Raw genomic sequence first — 17,180 nt, forward strand, 5'->3', positions numbered from 1 at the left:
ATTATGGCGCCGGGTTCACCAACATCTGTCCGATCGAACCACGGTCCGCCATTTCCAGCGTCTGACTGTTAAAGTAAAACGGGAAATGGGCCCAGGAAGGTTGTCCGTAGTAGACCAGTAATTCAACCTGGCCGTCGACCCAAACGGTATCTTTCCAGCCTCTGTCTTCCGGGAACGGCATCGCGCCATTCACATTACGGATCAGGAACGAGACGCCTTCAATATGGAAAGACTGGGGCATATCCGCCCGCACCGTCCAACGCTCCCAGGAGCCTTGCTGAGCGGTAATATCCATGCGATTGACGTCCCACAGCTGACCATTGATACCAGGATCATCATCCAGGCTGATGTCACGACTGCGAATCGGCGAACCGCTGAGGATTTCCGTTGGCAACAGGCGCATTGGCAGGCTGTCGGTCACCAGCGGCAGGAGGCCAGTCGGACGCAGCGTCAATACCAGCGTGGAGATAAGAATACTGGAAGGCTCAAAGAATCCGCGGATCCTGTCGACAATGCTGGCCGCCTCACCGCAGGTGATAGAGACCTCATTACCGTTAGTCATATCCACCAGAATTTCACGGCGCTCGCCAGGCGCCAGCGAGAGCTGCTTCACCGAAACGGGCGCAGGTAAAAAGCCCTGATCGCTGGAAATCACATGCAGCGCACGGCCATCGCTCATTTGCAACTGGTAACGGCGCGAGTTTGAGGCATTGAGCAAGCGCAAGCGCACCCAGCCACGAGAAACCTCGACATACGGACTTTGCACCCCGTTGACAAACAGCGTATCCCCAACAAAACCACCGCTGCCGGGTTCGCTGTATTCCGGCGCACCAAAGTTGTCCAGACGCTTGTCCTGGATAATGATCGGAAAATCATCCACCCCGTAGTGATTGGGGATAGACAGCGATTTACTCACTTCATCCTCAACCAGCCACATCCCGGCAAGGCCATTATAGACCTGCTGGGCTGTACGATTTGGTGTATTGGCGTGATACCACAACGTGGCGGCATTCTGCCGAATCGGCAGCACTGGCGCCCAATCCGCATTAGGAGACATCATGCGTGCCGGGCCGCCCATTAGCGGGCCAGGTACCTGTAAACCGGCGACAGTCATCGAGACATTTTCAGTCAAACGGTTGCTGTAGATAAGCTTGACGTCATCCCCTTTCCAGACGCGGATTGTCGGTCCCAGGTAGCGACCGTTAATTCCCCAGACAGGTGCGCGCGTGCCTTGCGTGAAGGACCAGTGCGCGCGCTGCAGCGTCATAAATAGCGGCTGCCCCCGACGGGACTCCAGCAGCGGAGGTACGGGTAACGGTTGTTGCTGACCGGCAGCATTAGCCTTCAGCGGAACAGCACCTGCACACAGTGCGATCCCCGATGCCTGAATGAACTGACGCCGACTGAATGACATATAAACTCCATGAAAAACTGGCGATTAACACACAGGAAATCTTTTCCTGTAAAAAACCCGAATAGCACGGATTAAACCTTACCGGCGGCTTCCCGTTCAGCAACTTCTTTATCGAGTTCTGCGATTTTTTGTTCCATCAGCGTACGGCAATGCGCTGCCAGTTCACGAACCTGATCTTTCCCAAAGTGGCTAATATCCACCGGCGGCAACATCTCGACAATCGCCAGACCATTATTGAGGCGATTTAAATTTATCTTGTTCGAGGTTGTTGAAACGCACACCGGAATAACCGGGACACCTGCCGCAATCGCCGCGTGAAACGCACCGGTTTTAAACGGCAACAAACCGCGACCGCGGCTGCGTGTTCCTTCCGGGAACATCCAGATAGAAATGCGACGTTTTTTGAAATGGTTAACCACGGCTGCAATGGTGCTGTGCGCTTTTGCGCGGTTGTTTCTGTCAATCAGCAGGTTACCGGTTAGCCAGTAAAGTTGGCCAAAGAACGGGATCCACAGCAGGCTTTTTTTACCTACCGTTACCGTCGGCGGCTGAACGATATTCGCAGCGGTAACCATGTCGTAGTTGTTCTGATGGTTACAAATATAGATAGCATTACCATAGTTCTGCGCGTCTGCCGGCATGCGGCATTCGACCTTCAGACCATAAAGGGGAGCCAGGCGGCCAAACATGTGGCCAAACGTGGCGACGTGTTTAGGATTTCGTGGGCTGAACAGACAGTATATGCACCCGAAGATACAGACCAGAACGCAGTAAATAACAGTAATGATGACACGAAAAATATATAGCATAACAACCTCTAAAGGCCTAAGAACCTGGCGTTTTACGTCACCGGATGCACAACTCGGCATCAGGTTAGGGCTTTGTTAAGAACGGCTCTTAAGGAAAAGCGTATTGTTAATCGCAACGCTCGAATAAACAACGGTTTCACGGGAATTTTTAACGTTGGCTCTCCCTGCGCGAAAACAGGGAGAGCTGGACGGTAGCGTTATTCTTCGCTGTCGCCGTGACTGGCGCGTCGAGGCGAATCAATGTCAATGCGATCGATACGCTGCAGGCCGCGCATTAGCGTACCGCGACGACCACGCTCGCCGGTAACTTTTTGCAACTCTTCAGGACGCAGTTTAATTTTGCGCTTGCCGACGTGGATAGTCAGCGTGCTTTGCGGCGGTAACACATAGAGCAGCGCCAGACCATCTTCGCCTTTTGCCGCTTCCGCTGCGGGGATATTAATGATCTTGTTCCCTTTGCCCTTCGACAACTGCGGTAAATCGCTTACCGGGAACATCAACATGCGACCGGCCTGAGTAATCGCCAGCAGCATATCGGTTTCATCTTCAATCACTACCGGCTGCATAACGCGCGCATTTTCTGGCAGCGTAATCAATGCTTTACCCGCACGGTTACGTGCTACCAGGTCATTGAAGGTGCAGACAAAACCATAGCCCGCGTCGGATGCCATCAGCAGTTTCTGGTCGTCGCCTTCCATCAGCATGTGCTCAACCGTCGCGCCTGGCGGCAGCGTGAGCTTCCCGGTCAACGGCTCACCCTGACCACGCGCCGACGGCAGCGTAATCGGGTCGATGGCGTAGCTGCGTCCGGTCGAGTCAACGAACACTACCGGTTGGTTGCTCTTACCCTTCACCGCCGACTTAAAGCTGTCGCCCGCTTTATAGCTTAATCCTGGCGCATCGATGTCGTGGCCTTTCGCGCTACGCACCCAGCCACTCTGGGACAGCACAATAGTCACCGGCTCAGACGGCAGCATGTCATGCTCGCTCATCGCCTTCGCTTCTTCACGCTCCTGCAGCGGAGAACGACGATCGTCACCATAGGCCTCGGCGTCAGCCTGCAGCTCTTTCTTCAGCAGGTTACTCATTTTACGCTCGGAGGCCAGAATGCCCTGCAACTGATCGCGCTCTTTCGCCAGCTCATCCTGCTCACCGCGGATTTTCATCTCTTCGAGTTTGGCAAGATGGCGTAATTTCAGCTCGAGGATGGCTTCAGCCTGGGTTTCAGAAATGCCAAACCGCGACATCAGCTCTGGCTTTGGTTCATCCTCATGACGAATAATTTCGATCACTTCATCAATGTTGAGGAACGCCACCAGCAAACCTTCGAGGATGTGCAGGCGTTTAAGCACTTTTTCCAGACGATAGTTGAGGCGACGACGCACGGTATCGCGGCGGAACGCCAGCCATTCAGTGAGGATCTCCAACAGGTTTTTCACCGCCGGACGCCCATCAAGCCCGATCATGTTCAGGTTGATGCGGTAACTTTTTTCCAGATCGGTGGTCGCAAACAGGTGGTTCATCACCTGTTCCATATCCACGCGATTGGAGCGTGGGACAATCACCAGACGGGTCGGGTTTTCGTGATCCGATTCGTCGCGCAAGTCGTCGACCATCGGCAGCTTTTTATTGCGCATTTGAGCGGCGATCTGCTCCAGCACTTTAGCCCCGGAAACCTGATGCGGCAGCGCGGAAATCACCACCGCGCCGTCTTCTTTCGACCATACCGCACGCATACGTACGGAGCCGCGTCCGTTTTCGTAAATCTTACGAATCTCCGCACGCGACGTAATGATCTCTGCTTCGGTCGGATAATCCGGCCCCTGCACGATATCCAACAATTGATCCAGCGTCGTTTTCGGCTGCTCAATCAGGGTGATCGCTGCTTTAGCCACTTCACGCAGGTTGTGCGGCGGAATGTCCGTCGCCATACCAACGGCGATACCGGTAGTGCCGTTTAACAGAATATTCGGCAGACGCGCAGGCAACATCTTCGGCTCCTGCATGGTGCCATCGAAGTTAGGCACCCAATCCGACGTGCCCTGGCCGAGTTCACCCAGCAGGACTTCCGCATATTTAGACAGGCGGGATTCGGTATAACGCATTGCCGCGAAGGATTTCGGATCGTCCGGTGCCCCCCAGTTCCCCTGCCCGTCAACCAGCGGATAACGGTAAGAAAACGGCTGCGCCATCAGCACCATCGCTTCATAGCAAGCACTGTCGCCGTGGGGGTGGTATTTACCCAGTACGTCACCGACGGTACGGGCGGACTTTTTAAATTTGGCGCTGGCATTCAGCCCCAGCTCGGACATCGCGTACACGATGCGACGCTGAACGGGTTTCAAACCATCGCCGATAAACGGCAACGCCCTGTCCATGATGACGTACATGGAGTAGTTCAGATAGGCGTTTTCCGTGAATTCATGCAGCGCCAGGCGCTCTGCCATATCGCTCATTAATCGTGGTTCCTCAACTTTGTACCCCTTTATTGAAGGGCAATATTGCCGCAGATACTACCCTATCTGGCGTGTTGAGTCACAAAGAAAAGGGCCACGAATGCGGCCCTGATGAGGATTATTTGGCAACTTTGGTAATCTGTTTCACGTCTATTTCAACGGAGTTCCAGTCTTTATCCACTTCACCCTGGATTTCAACCACATCCTGCGGCGTGACGGTTACGCCGTTCCAACGCTTGTGGTCGATATCGACATTCACTGTGCCAGTCGCATCTTTAAACACATACAGGTCGTCGGAAATGCGCTCTACAATGTTCCCGCGCAGGGTAACCCAGGTGTCATCACGCAGCGATTTGGCGCTTTCTACCGTCGTGCTGCTGCCGTTAGGGCCAACAAAGCCGCCGTTTTGGCTTTGTGTAGTCGTTGTCGGTCCAGAGAAGCCGCCCTGCTGCGCGGCCAGAACAGGTGCGGAACACAGTGCCATTACGGCAACCATTGCAGCTAATTTTTTCATCGTCATGTCTCCCTTTCATGTTGGTTTACGACTATTAAATAAGTTAATCCTTAACAAGTTCTTAAGGCAAAAAAAGATACTTTTTTTGCTGTACAGAGGCTGTAGCCACAGGTTTACTTGACGGTAATGAGAGTGACCGCAGGGAAGAGCATATGCGTATTTTACTGGTAGAAGATGACACGTTGATTGGCGACGGCCTGAAAACAGGTCTGAGTAAAATGGGTTTCAGCATCGACTGGTTTACTGAGGGTCGTCAGGGAAAAGAAGCGCTCTACAGCGCCCCTTATGATGCGGTGATCCTCGACCTGACGCTGCCAGGCATAGATGGGCGGGACATCTTGCGCGAATGGCGAGCCAACGGGAAGCAAGAGCCGGTGCTGATTCTGACCGCCCGTGACGCGCTGGCGGAACGCGTGGAAGGTCTGCGCCTCGGCGCGGATGACTATCTGTGTAAACCCTTTGCGCTGATCGAAGTTGCCGCAAGGCTGGAGGCGTTGGTGCGCCGTGCCAGCGGCCAGGCCACCAGCGAACTGCGCCACGGTCAGGTGACGCTTAACCCCGGCGCGCTGGTCGCCACGTTCGCAGATGAGCCATTATCACTCAAGCCAAAAGAGTTCGCACTGCTGGAACTACTGATGCGCAACAAAGGGCGCGTACTCCCCCGCAAACATATTGAAGAAAAACTGTATAACTGGGATGAAAACGTCTCCAGTAATGCGGTTGAGGTACACGTCCATCACCTACGCCGTAAGCTCGGCAGCGACTTTATCCGTACCGTGCATGGCATTGGTTATACCCTGGGTGACGCATGAAACTCACACAACGCCTCAGCCTGCGCATCAGGCTAACACTGATTTTTCTGATTCTTGCATCTGCGACCTGGGCCGTTTCCAGCTTTGTGGCCTGGAAGCAGACCACCGATAATGTCGATGAGCTGTTTGATACGCAGTTGATGCTGTTCGCCAAGCGTCTCAGCACGCTGGATATCAGCGACGTTACTACGTCTCATAATATGGCCCGCACGCCGAAGAAGCTGAAGCACGGCCATATTGATGATGACGCGCTGGCGTTTGCCATCTATTCCACCGACGGCAAAATGGTCTTGCACGATGGCGATAAAGGCCAGGATATTCCCTACAGCTACAGCCGGGAAGGCTTTAGTGATGGCCAACTCAATGGCGACAACGATCCGTGGCGCTTTCTGTGGCTAAATTCCGCAGACGGTAAATACCGCATCGTGGTGGGTCAGGAATGGGAGTATCGGGAGGATATGGCGCTGTCGATCGTCACCGCTCAGCTAACGCCCTGGCTGATTGCGCTGCCGCTCATGTTGCTGATCCTGGTGGTCATGCTGAGCCGCGAACTCAGGCCGTTAAAAAAACTGGCGCAGGCTCTGCGCTGGCGTTCACCGGAATCGGAAGAGCCGCTCGACCCGAAAGGTGTGCCAAGCGAAGTACGCCCACTGGTTGAATCGCTCAATCAACTTTTTACACGTATTCATACCACCATGGTACGCGAGCGGCGCTTTACCTCAGATGCCGCCCACGAACTGCGCAGCCCGTTGACCGCGCTGAAAGTACAGACCGAAGTGGTGCAGCTGTCCGACGATGATCCGCAGGCACGACAAAAAGCGTTAATGCAGATGCAAACGGGAATTGACCGCGCCACGCGTCTGGTCGATCAGCTACTGACGCTTTCGCGCCTCGACTCCCTCGATAATCTTCAGGATGTGGCGGAAATCTCGCTGGAGCAGCTCCTGCAATCTGCAGTGATGGACATCTACCATCCGGCGCAGCAGGCCCACATCGATGTGCGTTTGCAGATTAACGCGCACGACATTACACGCACCGGGCAACCACTGTTGCTCAGCCTGATGGTCCGCAATCTCCTGGATAATGCGGTTCGCTACAGCCCGCGGGGAAGCATTGTGGAAGTGACGCTCAACGCCCGAAATTTCAGCATTAAAGATAACGGGCCAGGCGTTGCGCCGGAAGTCCTGACGCACATCGGTGAACGCTTTTATCGTCCCCCGGGACAAAGCGTGACCGGCAGCGGCCTCGGCCTGTCAATCGTCCGTCGTATTGCGACGCTGCATGGAATGTCAGCCTCGTTTAGCAATGCGCCGGAAGGTGGGTTTGAAGCGAAAGTCAGTTGGTAATTGCATTATTGTTGCTCACGTAGCAAAAGACTTTGCACATTTTGCTAATTTCACCGCAGTGCTGGTAGGGGTAAAATCGCCCTCAAACGTTATTCTTTGAGGACACAACATGAGCAACATTCTGATTATCAATGGTGCGAAAAAATTCGGCCATTCCAATGGCCAACTAAATGACACCCTGACCGAGGTCGCGGACGGCTTCCTGCGCGACCTCGGGCATGATGTTAAAGTCGTACGCGCAGACAGCGACTATGACGCACAAACAGAAGTGCAGAATTTTGTTTGGGCAGATACGGTTATCTGGCAAATGCCTGGCTGGTGGATGGGCGCGCCGTGGACGGTGAAAAAATACATTGATGATGTATTCACCGCAGGGCACGGCACGCTGTACGCCAGCGATGGCCGCACACGTTCAGATGCGTCTAAAAAATACGGATCCGGCGGGCTGATTCAGGGCAAAACCTACATGCTGTCTCTGACCTGGAACGCACCGATGGAAGCCTTCACTGAAAAAGACCAGTTCTTCCATGGCGTTGGCGTTGATGGCGTTTATCTCCCGTTCCATAAAGCAAACCAGTTCCTGGGAATGGAAGCGCTGCCGACCTTTATCACCAATGACGTGATTAAAATGCCAGACGTCCCGCGTTATATCGCAGAATATCGCAAGCATCTGAACGAAATTTTTGGTTAACTGGTAACCTGGAATTAGAAGGAGTTAACCATGCTTACCGTTATTGCAGAAATCCGTACACGTCCAGGTCAACATCACCGCCAGGCGGTACTTGACCAGTTCGCTAAAATCGTTCCGACCGTACTGAAAGAAGAAGGTTGTCACGGCTACGCGCCGATGGTCGATCATGCTGCTGGCGTCAGTTTTCAGACCACGGCACCGGACTCAATCGTGATGGTTGAACAGTGGGAAAGCATTGCGCACCTTGAAGCGCATTTGCAAACACCGCATATGAAAGCCTATAGCGAAGCAGTGAAAGGCGATGTGCTGGACATGAATATCCGTATTCTGGAGTCAGGCATTTAAGATTGCCGAGTTGCCGGATGAGGCGTTTTAGGCCACCATCCGGCATTCAACCGCAGCGCCACCGGGCACTCCTTACCAGTAGAGCTTCCAGCTCTGAGTGAAGCGCATTAACGCTTCAACGTAGAAATAATCCCCCCAACTTGCACACTCATCGACCCCTTTGTTGCTCGACAGGTGATACACCGAGTGTTTCAGTAGCCCGTTCCCCTGTTCATCTTTACCCATCAGATAATGCCTGGTCAGCGAGGACATGATCCCCATCGCCCACTGTTGATAGCGCTCGCGATCCGGATCGGTCACCGGCAGATGTTTAATCAGCTCCAGCAGACCACAGACGGTAATCGCCGCCGAAGATGAATCGCGCAGCGCATCGGTTCCGACTAATGCCAGATCCCAGTGGCAAACGGCATCTTCCGGCAGGCGATTAAGAAAGTAGTTGGCCAGCTTTTTCGACAACTGCACCATTTGTTTATCGCCAGTGTAAATATAGCTCAGCAGAAAACCATAAATCCCCCATGCCTGCCCACGCGACCAGCAAGAATCATCAGCATAGCCCTGCTGGGTATTACCATAACGCGGCGCGCCGGTTTGCACGTCCATATAGTAGGTGTGGAAGGTCGACGCATCCTGGCGGATCAGATATTTGGCTGCCTGCGCAACGTGGGCCTTCGCCGCATTCGCAAAACGCGGATCGCCCGTTTGCTCGCTCGCCCAGTACAGCAGCGGCAGATTCATATTGCAGTCAATGATCATCCGTCCGGCCTGATCGGGATCGCGAAGATCGCCCCACGCCTGGATGATCTGCGCCTTTTCATGAAAACGCTCCAACAGCGCTTCAGCCGCCATCAGGGAAAAACCTCGAGCATCGCGATTGTCCGTCAACCGCCAGGCCGCCACACAGGAAAGCGTGTAGAGGAATCCCAGGTCGTGGGTGTTGGTATCGTGGCGTCCGGCAATACGCAGGCCAAACGAACGCACATGCTTCTCCGCCATCTCACGAAATTTGCTCTCACCACTCATTTCCCACGCCAGCCATAACTGCCCGGTCCAGAAGCTGGTCGTCCATTCCACATTCTCTGTCAGTGGGTAATAACCTTGCACACAGGTTTCGGCAGGGAATTGTTCACCGAATTCCGTTAAATGACGGCTAATCAATTCGAGGACATGTTCTCGGGCGCAACTTATTTGATCCTGAAAACTGCCGGGATTAACCGGACTGCCAGGAAATGTGCGCAACGATTCCTCAACGATATGATTTAACATATTTCGGTTCCTTATGACGTAAATTATTTTGCAGGGTTATTTTCAGCAATATCGAGAGCGATATTTTTGCCTCGTTTACTCTGACAGGCAGATAAAGTAAATGCCGATATCAATGTAAAAGTCAGCGCCACAATGCCCATAATGATATATGTCTTCTCAAAGCCTATCCGGTCGTACATTAATCCGGCGGGAGAGGAAACCACCACGTTACCGACATACAGCATGGCCTGATAACCCAGTAAATACATGGTCGCATTGACACGTTTATCAAAATGCTCGGCAATATATTTAAAGACAGAAACCAGTAATAAACAGATCTCCAGACCGTATAGTGGCTTCAGCACAGAAATGAGCAGGTGGGAGTCGCACAGGCCTGAGATAACCAGTCGTGCGCCCACCAGCGTCCCAACAATCAGCAGGCCACGCTTCGCACCAACATAATTGACGAATAGCGGAATGACCATGTACATGAAAAATTCCATTCCCGATTGTACGGTGCCCAGATAACCAAAGACGGCGTTCCCTTCATGTACATCGGCAAAGAAAGTAACGAAGTACCGGGAGAACTGCTGCTCCGCGATAAACATCATCCACGCCACGCCCGCAACGTACAGGCAGAATGCCCAAAATTTGCGATTACGCAGCAGGGCGTAAACATCCGCGGGTGCGATCTTCTCTTTGGTTAGCACCTCCGAGGCATTGGCCGCATTGACATTGACTTTCAGACTCACCAGAACAACCAGCATCACCACTGACGCCAGGCTGCCGAGCATAAAGTTATAGGCCGGTGAGAGGTTAAACAGCAGGCCAGAGAACGATGACGCCACCGCCCAGCCAAGCGACCCCCACATACGGATCTGCCCAAACTCCATGCCGTTCAGACGGCTGTATCGGTCAGAATAAGATTCACAGGCAGCCACCCCGGCATACCATGCAAAGCTCAAGTAAATCGCGCCAACAATAATACCCAGCATGGTATTGGAGAGTAATAATGGCTGATAGACATAAATAAAAAACGGTGCCATTAACGCTGACATCACCACGACGAAATAGAGCAGATATTTACTCATACCTATTTTATCGAGGATATAGCCATAAATAGGTTTCAGAATAACCGAGAATATACCATTCACAGCAAATACGGTGCCGATCACCGTACCGCTCAACTGCGCCTTTTGCCCCAACCAGATAGCCAACAAGCCAATACTTGCAGACCAGGTAAAGAAATAGAGGAATATAAAACTGCTTATTTTATAATATTCAGTCCGATTTCCCGTTGAATTATTTTTCATACCACCCTCGCTATAAAAAGAACGACAACTGGCGTGCATTTTCAGGCTGCTGAATAACAACCTGGTTATTGTTGATAGATAGCTGCGGAACGGTGGCGTACTGTCTTTGCTGCCCGCTGGCGCTCACGGCGCAGCAAAGCCAGCTTTGGCCCTGCGGGATTTCGCTGGTCAACACAGGAATCGACGCGCATTCCGGGAACATGATGCTACTGTTCGGTGGCGTGACCACGCTATCTGGCTGACGAAATATGGACGGCGACAGATCAACGATAACGCTGGTTCCGTTGCATGCCGCAAGGAGACATCCACGCTCACGTAACCGAGGCTCGGCTTTCATCACCGCAAATCCTCCCTCCACCGTTTGCAGCGTTCGCGCACTGTTAATACGGTGCAGGCGAAGATGCCATTCGCCAAACGGAATCAGCCAGGTCTCAATCATGACGTCATGCCAGGGAGACCAGCGGGACCAGATATAATTCTCATCGACCTGAACCTCGTCGCACTGACGGCGGCCACGATAGTAGCCATCACCGTCCGCCAACAGCAGCATAGAGTCACAGGCTGCATGCTTGATGCCGTAACGGCCACGCTCAATGGTGAAACCAAAGCGGCTGGAGTAAGCAAATTTGGTGTATTTGGCTTCGGTATTAACGTAGTTGTTCAGTTCAAGCTGGCCTGAGGTCAGCATCATGACATGCTCAGAATGCTCACTATGCTGCAGGATCTGCGCAGCATGGGGGATAACGCATTTTTCAGCGAGTCGCGGTAGCGCCAGCTCTTCAGCCTGCCAGAATGGATGATCCTCCGGCAGTGCAAGAATCAAAAAGACCTTCAATGCCCAATAAGGCGATCCCGGCGAGTTGTAGTCTTCACACATCGCCAGATTCGGGTAGGCAAACCCCAGCGTCAGAATGCCATCACGATCGAAAATCGGCTGCTTCTGCCACCAGCGCAAATGACGCAGGATCACTCCTTTGATTATGCCTGGCGAAAGAACATCCAGTTCGGCAAACGCCACCGCGCTCCAGAAGGCAACCATGGCAAAACGGTAGGTCAGGCTGCGACCAAATGGCACCGATGCGCCGTCAGCGGCGGACAGGTAAATAAAATCTTCTGCAAACAAGCGCGAACGTTCACGCAGAACGACAGCGCGTTCGGTATCATCCGGGCTGAGGGTGGCATACAACAGGCCGTAGAAGTGAAAAGCCATTGAGATGTAGTAATCTTTCGGTCGACCGGGACCATCGGAATACCAACCGTCGCCAAGATAGTAGGCTTCCATCAGCTCAAAGCGGCGATCGATAGCCGCCTGATCGTAAGGCATACCCGCACGCTTGAAACCAAGCTGAACGATAATCGCAAAATAGTTCCAGTTGCTGTCCGGCATTTGCGAGTCGGTTATCTGATTCAGCCAGCGGTGCAGATTCTCGCGTTCGCTCAGGGAGAAATGCTCCGTTAATTGCGTCTGTAACAATGCCAGACCCAGGCCATAAGCCGCCATCTCAACCAGACGCTGATCGTAAGGACCGGTATCTCCCCAGTAATGTGGGCTTTGTGGGTCAGTACCGAGTTTTATCGCCTGAATGTACTTTTCGGCAAACGGCACTTTAGCCCCGCCAGCCATCAGCGGAAATAGCCCCCACAACGCCCGGGAAAGCCCTTCCATACTGGCAATATCCGCGCTGTAGTGAGCACAGGTATTGCCAAGAGAAAACTGAGCCTGCCCCGCCGGAAACTGCCGATCCAGCGCACGTAAAATGGCGTTAACCGCACACATTACGTCTTTGCGTGATGACAATGGATTTGATTTTTCTTCAGTTGCTGACCACATACTCTGCCCCTCTGAATTAAGTGGCTAAAGAATAGTGAATCGCAGACCAGCAGAAATGTTACGTCAATCACACCACCAGAATTAAAGTAAAACAGCGATTGAGAAAATTTAAAAATAGGGTTTATAAATTACCATTCGGCGGCAAAAATTTAAATTTATTGCACTATGACTTTATCCTCACCGCAAGAACGTCTGGAGCTGATCGCCCTCAATGATGCGGTTGCATCGTTCAGTCGTTTATTCGCTAATACCGTGCGTTATCACCACTGGCATCAGTGTCTGGAAGTGCTGTATGTGGAAGAAGGCTTTGGCGTGGTCACGGTTGACCATAAGCAGTTCACCATGCGACCGGGACGCATGTTCTTTTTCCCGCCGTTTACTCTACACAAGATCTGGGTCGATGAGCAGGCACGGGATAGTTATCGGCGTACCATCATTCATCTCGATCAACATGCGGTGCTGAAGGTGCTTCGCGACTTGCCACACACTCAGCAGCATCTGCAAAATCTGAGCATTCGCGGCAGTGAAGCATGGGTCGTCGACGCGGCGGATGTTCATCCGCATGTTGATTTTCTCTTCAGCCGTTATGAAAAAATGGTCACTCAGAAACCGCTAAATACAGAACAGGTTGCTTGTTTGTTAGTCAACTTACTCGGCCTGTTACCCGACGATAATGGCAATATGCCGGAAATTAGCAGCGGTATTGCCAGTCAGGTGATGTTCTGGCTGGATGAGCATTACACTCACAAATTTAGTCTGGCAGCGCTGGCGCAGGAGCTGAATAAATCAAAAAGCTATGTTTCCCGACGCTTCCAGATGGAAACGGGCGAGAGCATTCTTGACTATCTCAATACGCTGCGACTGCGAAAAGCATGTGAAGCGCTGTTACACAGTGAAATCAGCGTGCGGGAAGTTGCTAAAAAGGTGGGATTTTCGGAGGTAACGTACTTTATCAGCGCCTTCGGCAAAGGCATTGGCGAGACGCCGTTGCAGTATCGCAAGCGGCATAAACAATAACGCCGGAAAGCACATTGCTTTTCCGGCATTCAACGGTCAATTAACCTTCAAGATCCGCCAGGTCGCCCTTCTCCTGCAACCAGTTACGACGATCTTCAGAACGCTTCTTGGCCAGCAGCATATCCATCATGGCGTTGGTACGCTGATCGTCTTCATCATCGATGATGAGCTGTACCAGGCGACGGGTGTTCGGATCCAGCGTCGTTTCGCGCAGCTGCATCGGGTTCATTTCACCCAGACCTTTAAAGCGCTGGACGTTCGGCTTGCCTTTCTTGCGCTTTAACTGCTCCAGTACGCCCGCTTTCTCTTCTTCCGTTAGCGCGTAATACACCTCTTTACCCAGGTCGATACGGTATAAAGGCGGAAGCGCCACGTACACGTGACCGTGTTTCACCAACGTGCGGAAGTGCTTCACAAACAGTGCGCACAGCAGCGTGGCAATATGCAGGCCATCGGAGTCCGCATCCGCCAGAATACAGATCTTACCGTAGCGCAGCTGGCTCAGATCGTCGCTGTCCGGATCGATGCCGATCGCCACCGAAATATCGTGAACTTCCTGTGAGGCCAGCACTTCATCGGAAGAGACTTCCCAGGTGTTAAGGATCTTACCTTTAAGCGGCATGATCGCCTGATATTCACGATCGCGCGCCTGTTTGGCCGAGCCACCCGCCGAGTCACCTTCGACGAGGAACAATTCAGTGCGATTGAGATCCTGTGCGGTACAGTCCGCCAGTTTCCCCGGCAACGCCGGACCGCTGGTCAGCTTTTTACGTACCACTTTTTTCGCCGCGCGCAGACGACGCTGGGCGCTGGAAATCGCCATCTCAGCCAGCAGCTCGGCTGACTGCACGTTCTGGTTCAGCCACAGGCTAAAGGCATCTTTCACCACGCCAGAAACAAACGCCGCACACTGACGTGAAGACAGACGTTCTTTGGTTTGACCGGCAAACTGTGGATCCTGCATTTTCACAGACAAAACGTACGCGCAGCGATCCCAGATATCTTCCGCCGATAGCTTCACGCCGCGCGGCAGGATATTGCGGTATTCGCAGAACTCGCGCATCGCATCCAGCAGGCCCTGACGCAGGCCGTTGACGTGCGTCCCGCCCTGCATGGTTGGGATCAGGTTCACATAGCTTTCGGTCAGCAGCTCGCCGCCTTCCGGCAGCCAGAGCAGCGCCCAGTCCACGGTTTCTGTTTCACCGCTGAAATTACCGATAAACGGTTTTTCCGGCAGCGTCGACAGGCCATTCACCGCTTCGCTCAGATAGTCATTCAGACCATCCTGGTAGCACCAGCGCTGTTCGCTGTTGTTGACCTCATCCTTAAAGGTGATCTCAACGCCCGGGCACAGTACCGCTTTGGCTTTCAGTACGTGCGTTAAGCGCGAAACGGAAAAGCGCGGGCTGTCAAAGAAGCTTTCATCCGGCCAGAAGTGCACGCTGGTTCCGGTATTGCGTTTACCGCAGGTACCGACTACCTGTAAATCCTGCACCTTATCACCGTTCTCAAACGCGATGTTGTACACCTGCCCGTCGCGGCGCACGTTCACTTCGACACGCTTCGACAGGGCGTTGACCACGGAGATCCCTACCCCATGCAGGCCGCCGGAGAACTGGTAGTTCTTATTGGAGAACTTACCACCCGCGTGTAGACGACAGAGGATCAGCTCTACCGCCGGAACGCCTTCTTCAGGGTGAATGTCTACCGGCATGCCGCGGCCATCATCAATGACTTCCAGAGACTGGTCGGCATGTAAGATCACGTCCACGCGTTTCGCGTGGCCCGCCAGTGCTTCATCCACACTGTTATCAATCACTTCCTGTCCAAGATGGTTCGGACGGGTTGTATCGGTGTACATCCCTGGGCGACGGCGTACCGGCTCAAGCCCAGTGAGTACCTCAATGGCATCAGCGTTATAAGTTTGCGTCATGGTTTAAATAAGCAATTCGAATTGATCGTCAGAAACTGTGCAGTCCAAGGAAATCGACAATCGGGTTGAAATAATCTTCGAAGCCCGTGAATGCGTGGTTTCCGCCCTCAATAACTGTCTGACGGCAGGAGGCGTAATACGCCACCGCCTGGCGGTAGTCCAACACTTCATCGCCCGTTTGTTGAAGCAGCCAGATCAAATCCGGCGCTTCCAGCGGGTCAATCTGCATGACTTTAAGATCGTAAATATGGCGTGACTCTAGCACATATTGCTGCCCCGTGTAGGGGTTCTCGTTTTGACCGAGATAGTCGACCAGTAGTTCATAAGGCCGTACAGCGGGGTTCACCACCACGGCTGGCAGCATAAAACATTGCGACAGCCAGGTGGCGTAATAGCCGCCCAACGAGGAGCCGACAATACCCAACGACTCTCCGCCATGTTCAAGAATGATCGATTCCAGCATCTCTGCAGCCTGGGCCGGATACGGTGGTAGCTGCGGTACGATCATCTCTACGTGCGGATGATGCTCCGCCAGCCAGTTTTTCAGTAAGCACGCCTTCGCCGAACGAGGAGAACTGTTAAATCCGTGAAGATAGAGAAGCGTAGACATCAGTAGCCTTCTGAAGCGGTATCAGGGTGGAAACGATTACCCTGCAGACGGCGAACCTGAGTCTGCAACGTCCCGTCAGCAAAAAGCTCCAACGTCCGCCAGCCGGGGCTGATGGTATCTAACGTGAAGTTGGAACAATGCGGCTTAAACTGCACGCAGGTCGACGGCGTCGCCATCAGACGGCGTCCGTTCCAGTCCAGGTCCAGTTCCTGATGAATATGCCCGCACAGCAGATATTTCACGCGCGGATAGTTCACCAGTACGTTATCCAGCTCCGCGGCATTGCGCAGGCTATGCTGATCGAGCCAGCTGCAGCCCGCGGGCAGAGGATGGTGATGCAGAAGCAGCAAGGTATTGCGCTCAGGCGCATCGGCAAGTTTACGTTCCAACCATTCGAGCTGAAATTCGCTTAATTCACCGTGGGGAACGCCGAACACCTGGCTGTCGAGCAATAATATTTGCCACTGTTCGCCGATGAAAACGCGCTTGGCCGGAGAAATGCCCGCGTCCTGAAGCGCGCTGTACATTGCCGGCTGAAAATCATGATTACCCGGTAACCAAACGCAGGGCGCACGAAAGCTTGCGATGCCCTCAGCAAAATGCTGATAAGCCGCAGCGGATTGATCCTGCGCCAAATCCCCCGTCGCGACGATCAGATCGTACTCAGGCGACTCTGCATGTATGGCATCCAGTACGGATTGATAGCTGTCCCAGGTGTTCACACCCAGCAGCGTTTCATGCTTTTCGGCAAACAGGTGAGTGTCTGTAATTTGTAAGATCCTGACTCTGGCCTCACCAGCCAAAGGAAGGGTTAACAGGCTTTCCAAATGGTGTCCTTAGGTTTCAC

The 17,180-nt window shown here is 53.1% G+C and carries 15 protein-coding genes; 5 read left to right on the forward strand and 10 right to left on the reverse strand.

The genetic code is table 11. From position 1 onward, the window contains the following. Position 1 precedes the first annotated feature (1 nt). The 4 genes from ftsP to On2M_RS20395 form a co-directional block, all read right to left on the reverse strand. Positions 2-1,414 (reverse strand): cell division protein FtsP, encoded by a 1,413-nt coding sequence (gene ftsP / locus On2M_RS20380; protein ID WP_210905374.1) that lies wholly within the window; start codon positions 1,412-1,414, stop codon positions 2-4. Between the two features lie 71 nt (positions 1,415-1,485). Next, the gene (plsC, locus tag On2M_RS20385) at positions 1,486-2,223 is read right to left on the reverse strand and encodes a 1-acylglycerol-3-phosphate O-acyltransferase (protein ID WP_060854968.1); all 738 of its coding nucleotides are present in this window, start codon (positions 2,221-2,223) and stop codon (positions 1,486-1,488) included. A 197-nt stretch (positions 2,224-2,420) separates the two neighbouring features. Beyond that, positions 2,421-4,679, reverse strand: a complete 2,259-nt coding sequence (gene parC, locus On2M_RS20390; RefSeq protein WP_151217724.1) for a DNA topoisomerase IV subunit A — start codon at positions 4,677-4,679, stop codon at positions 2,421-2,423. 118 nt (positions 4,680-4,797) lie between these two features. Next, positions 4,798-5,193, reverse strand: a complete 396-nt coding sequence (locus tag On2M_RS20395; RefSeq protein ID WP_005123105.1) for a YgiW/YdeI family stress tolerance OB fold protein — start codon at positions 5,191-5,193, stop codon at positions 4,798-4,800. Between the two features lie 152 nt (positions 5,194-5,345). On the opposite strand from On2M_RS20395, the gene qseB reads away from it, so the two are divergent. The 4 genes from qseB to On2M_RS20415 all read left to right on the forward strand — a co-directional run bounded on the left by qseB (position 5,346) and on the right by On2M_RS20415 (position 8,387). Next, positions 5,346-6,005, forward strand: a complete 660-nt coding sequence (gene qseB / locus On2M_RS20400) for a quorum sensing response regulator transcription factor QseB (RefSeq protein WP_151217725.1) — start codon at positions 5,346-5,348, stop codon at positions 6,003-6,005. Further along, positions 6,002-7,351: a quorum sensing histidine kinase QseC gene (gene qseC, locus On2M_RS20405; RefSeq protein WP_187259012.1), complete on the forward strand. Its 1,350-nt coding sequence runs from the start codon at positions 6,002-6,004 to the stop codon at positions 7,349-7,351. Before qseB ends, qseC begins: the two co-directional genes overlap by 4 nt. A 109-nt stretch (positions 7,352-7,460) precedes the next feature. Continuing rightward, entirely contained in the window at positions 7,461-8,042 is a 582-nt protein-coding gene (locus On2M_RS20410; protein ID WP_151217727.1) for an NAD(P)H-dependent oxidoreductase, read from the forward strand. A 30-nt stretch (positions 8,043-8,072) separates the two neighbouring features. Then, entirely contained in the window at positions 8,073-8,387 is a 315-nt protein-coding gene (locus On2M_RS20415; RefSeq protein WP_003024557.1) for a putative quinol monooxygenase, read from the forward strand. Between the two features lie 72 nt (positions 8,388-8,459). Here the strand turns inward: On2M_RS20415 and On2M_RS20420 are convergent, their stop codons facing one another. Genes On2M_RS20420 through On2M_RS20430 form a run of 3 tightly spaced genes read right to left on the reverse strand, consistent with a single transcriptional unit; the run spans position 8,460 to position 12,773 of the window. Then, positions 8,460-9,650, reverse strand: coding sequence for a glycoside hydrolase family 88 protein (locus On2M_RS20420; RefSeq protein WP_210905375.1), 1,191 nt, complete (start codon positions 9,648-9,650; stop codon positions 8,460-8,462). A 23-nt stretch (positions 9,651-9,673) separates the two neighbouring features. Beyond that, on the reverse strand, positions 9,674-10,942 hold the full coding sequence (locus tag On2M_RS20425) for an oligosaccharide MFS transporter (protein ID WP_151217729.1): 1,269 nt from the start codon (positions 10,940-10,942) through the stop codon (positions 9,674-9,676). Positions 10,943-10,952: 10 nt separating this feature from the next. Continuing rightward, positions 10,953-12,773: a DUF2264 domain-containing protein gene (locus On2M_RS20430; protein WP_210905376.1), complete on the reverse strand. Its 1,821-nt coding sequence runs from the start codon at positions 12,771-12,773 to the stop codon at positions 10,953-10,955. Between the two features lie 165 nt (positions 12,774-12,938). Between On2M_RS20430 and On2M_RS20435 the strand changes: the two genes are divergently transcribed. Continuing rightward, positions 12,939-13,790 (forward strand): AraC family transcriptional regulator, encoded by an 852-nt coding sequence (locus On2M_RS20435; protein WP_210905377.1) that lies wholly within the window; start codon positions 12,939-12,941, stop codon positions 13,788-13,790. 40 nt (positions 13,791-13,830) lie between these two features. Here the strand turns inward: On2M_RS20435 and parE are convergent, their stop codons facing one another. Genes parE through cpdA form a run of 3 tightly spaced genes read right to left on the reverse strand, consistent with a single transcriptional unit; the run spans position 13,831 to position 17,160 of the window. Continuing rightward, positions 13,831-15,723, reverse strand: a complete 1,893-nt coding sequence (gene parE, locus On2M_RS20440) for a DNA topoisomerase IV subunit B (protein WP_210905378.1) — start codon at positions 15,721-15,723, stop codon at positions 13,831-13,833. Positions 15,724-15,751: 28 nt separating this feature from the next. Continuing rightward, positions 15,752-16,333 carry an esterase YqiA gene (gene yqiA, locus On2M_RS20445; protein WP_003024575.1) on the reverse strand — a complete coding sequence of 194 codons (582 nt, stop codon included), beginning with the start codon at positions 16,331-16,333 and terminating at the stop codon, positions 15,752-15,754. Then, on the reverse strand, positions 16,333-17,160 hold the full coding sequence (gene cpdA / locus On2M_RS20450; protein ID WP_187253262.1) for a 3',5'-cyclic-AMP phosphodiesterase: 828 nt from the start codon (positions 17,158-17,160) through the stop codon (positions 16,333-16,335). The genes yqiA and cpdA overlap by 1 nt, the downstream gene beginning before the upstream one ends. Between the last annotated feature and the right edge of the window lie 20 nt (positions 17,161-17,180).

The organism is Citrobacter sp. On2M (genome assembly GCF_018035235.1).
Classification (GTDB): domain Bacteria; phylum Pseudomonadota; class Gammaproteobacteria; order Enterobacterales; family Enterobacteriaceae; genus Citrobacter; species Citrobacter meridianamericanus.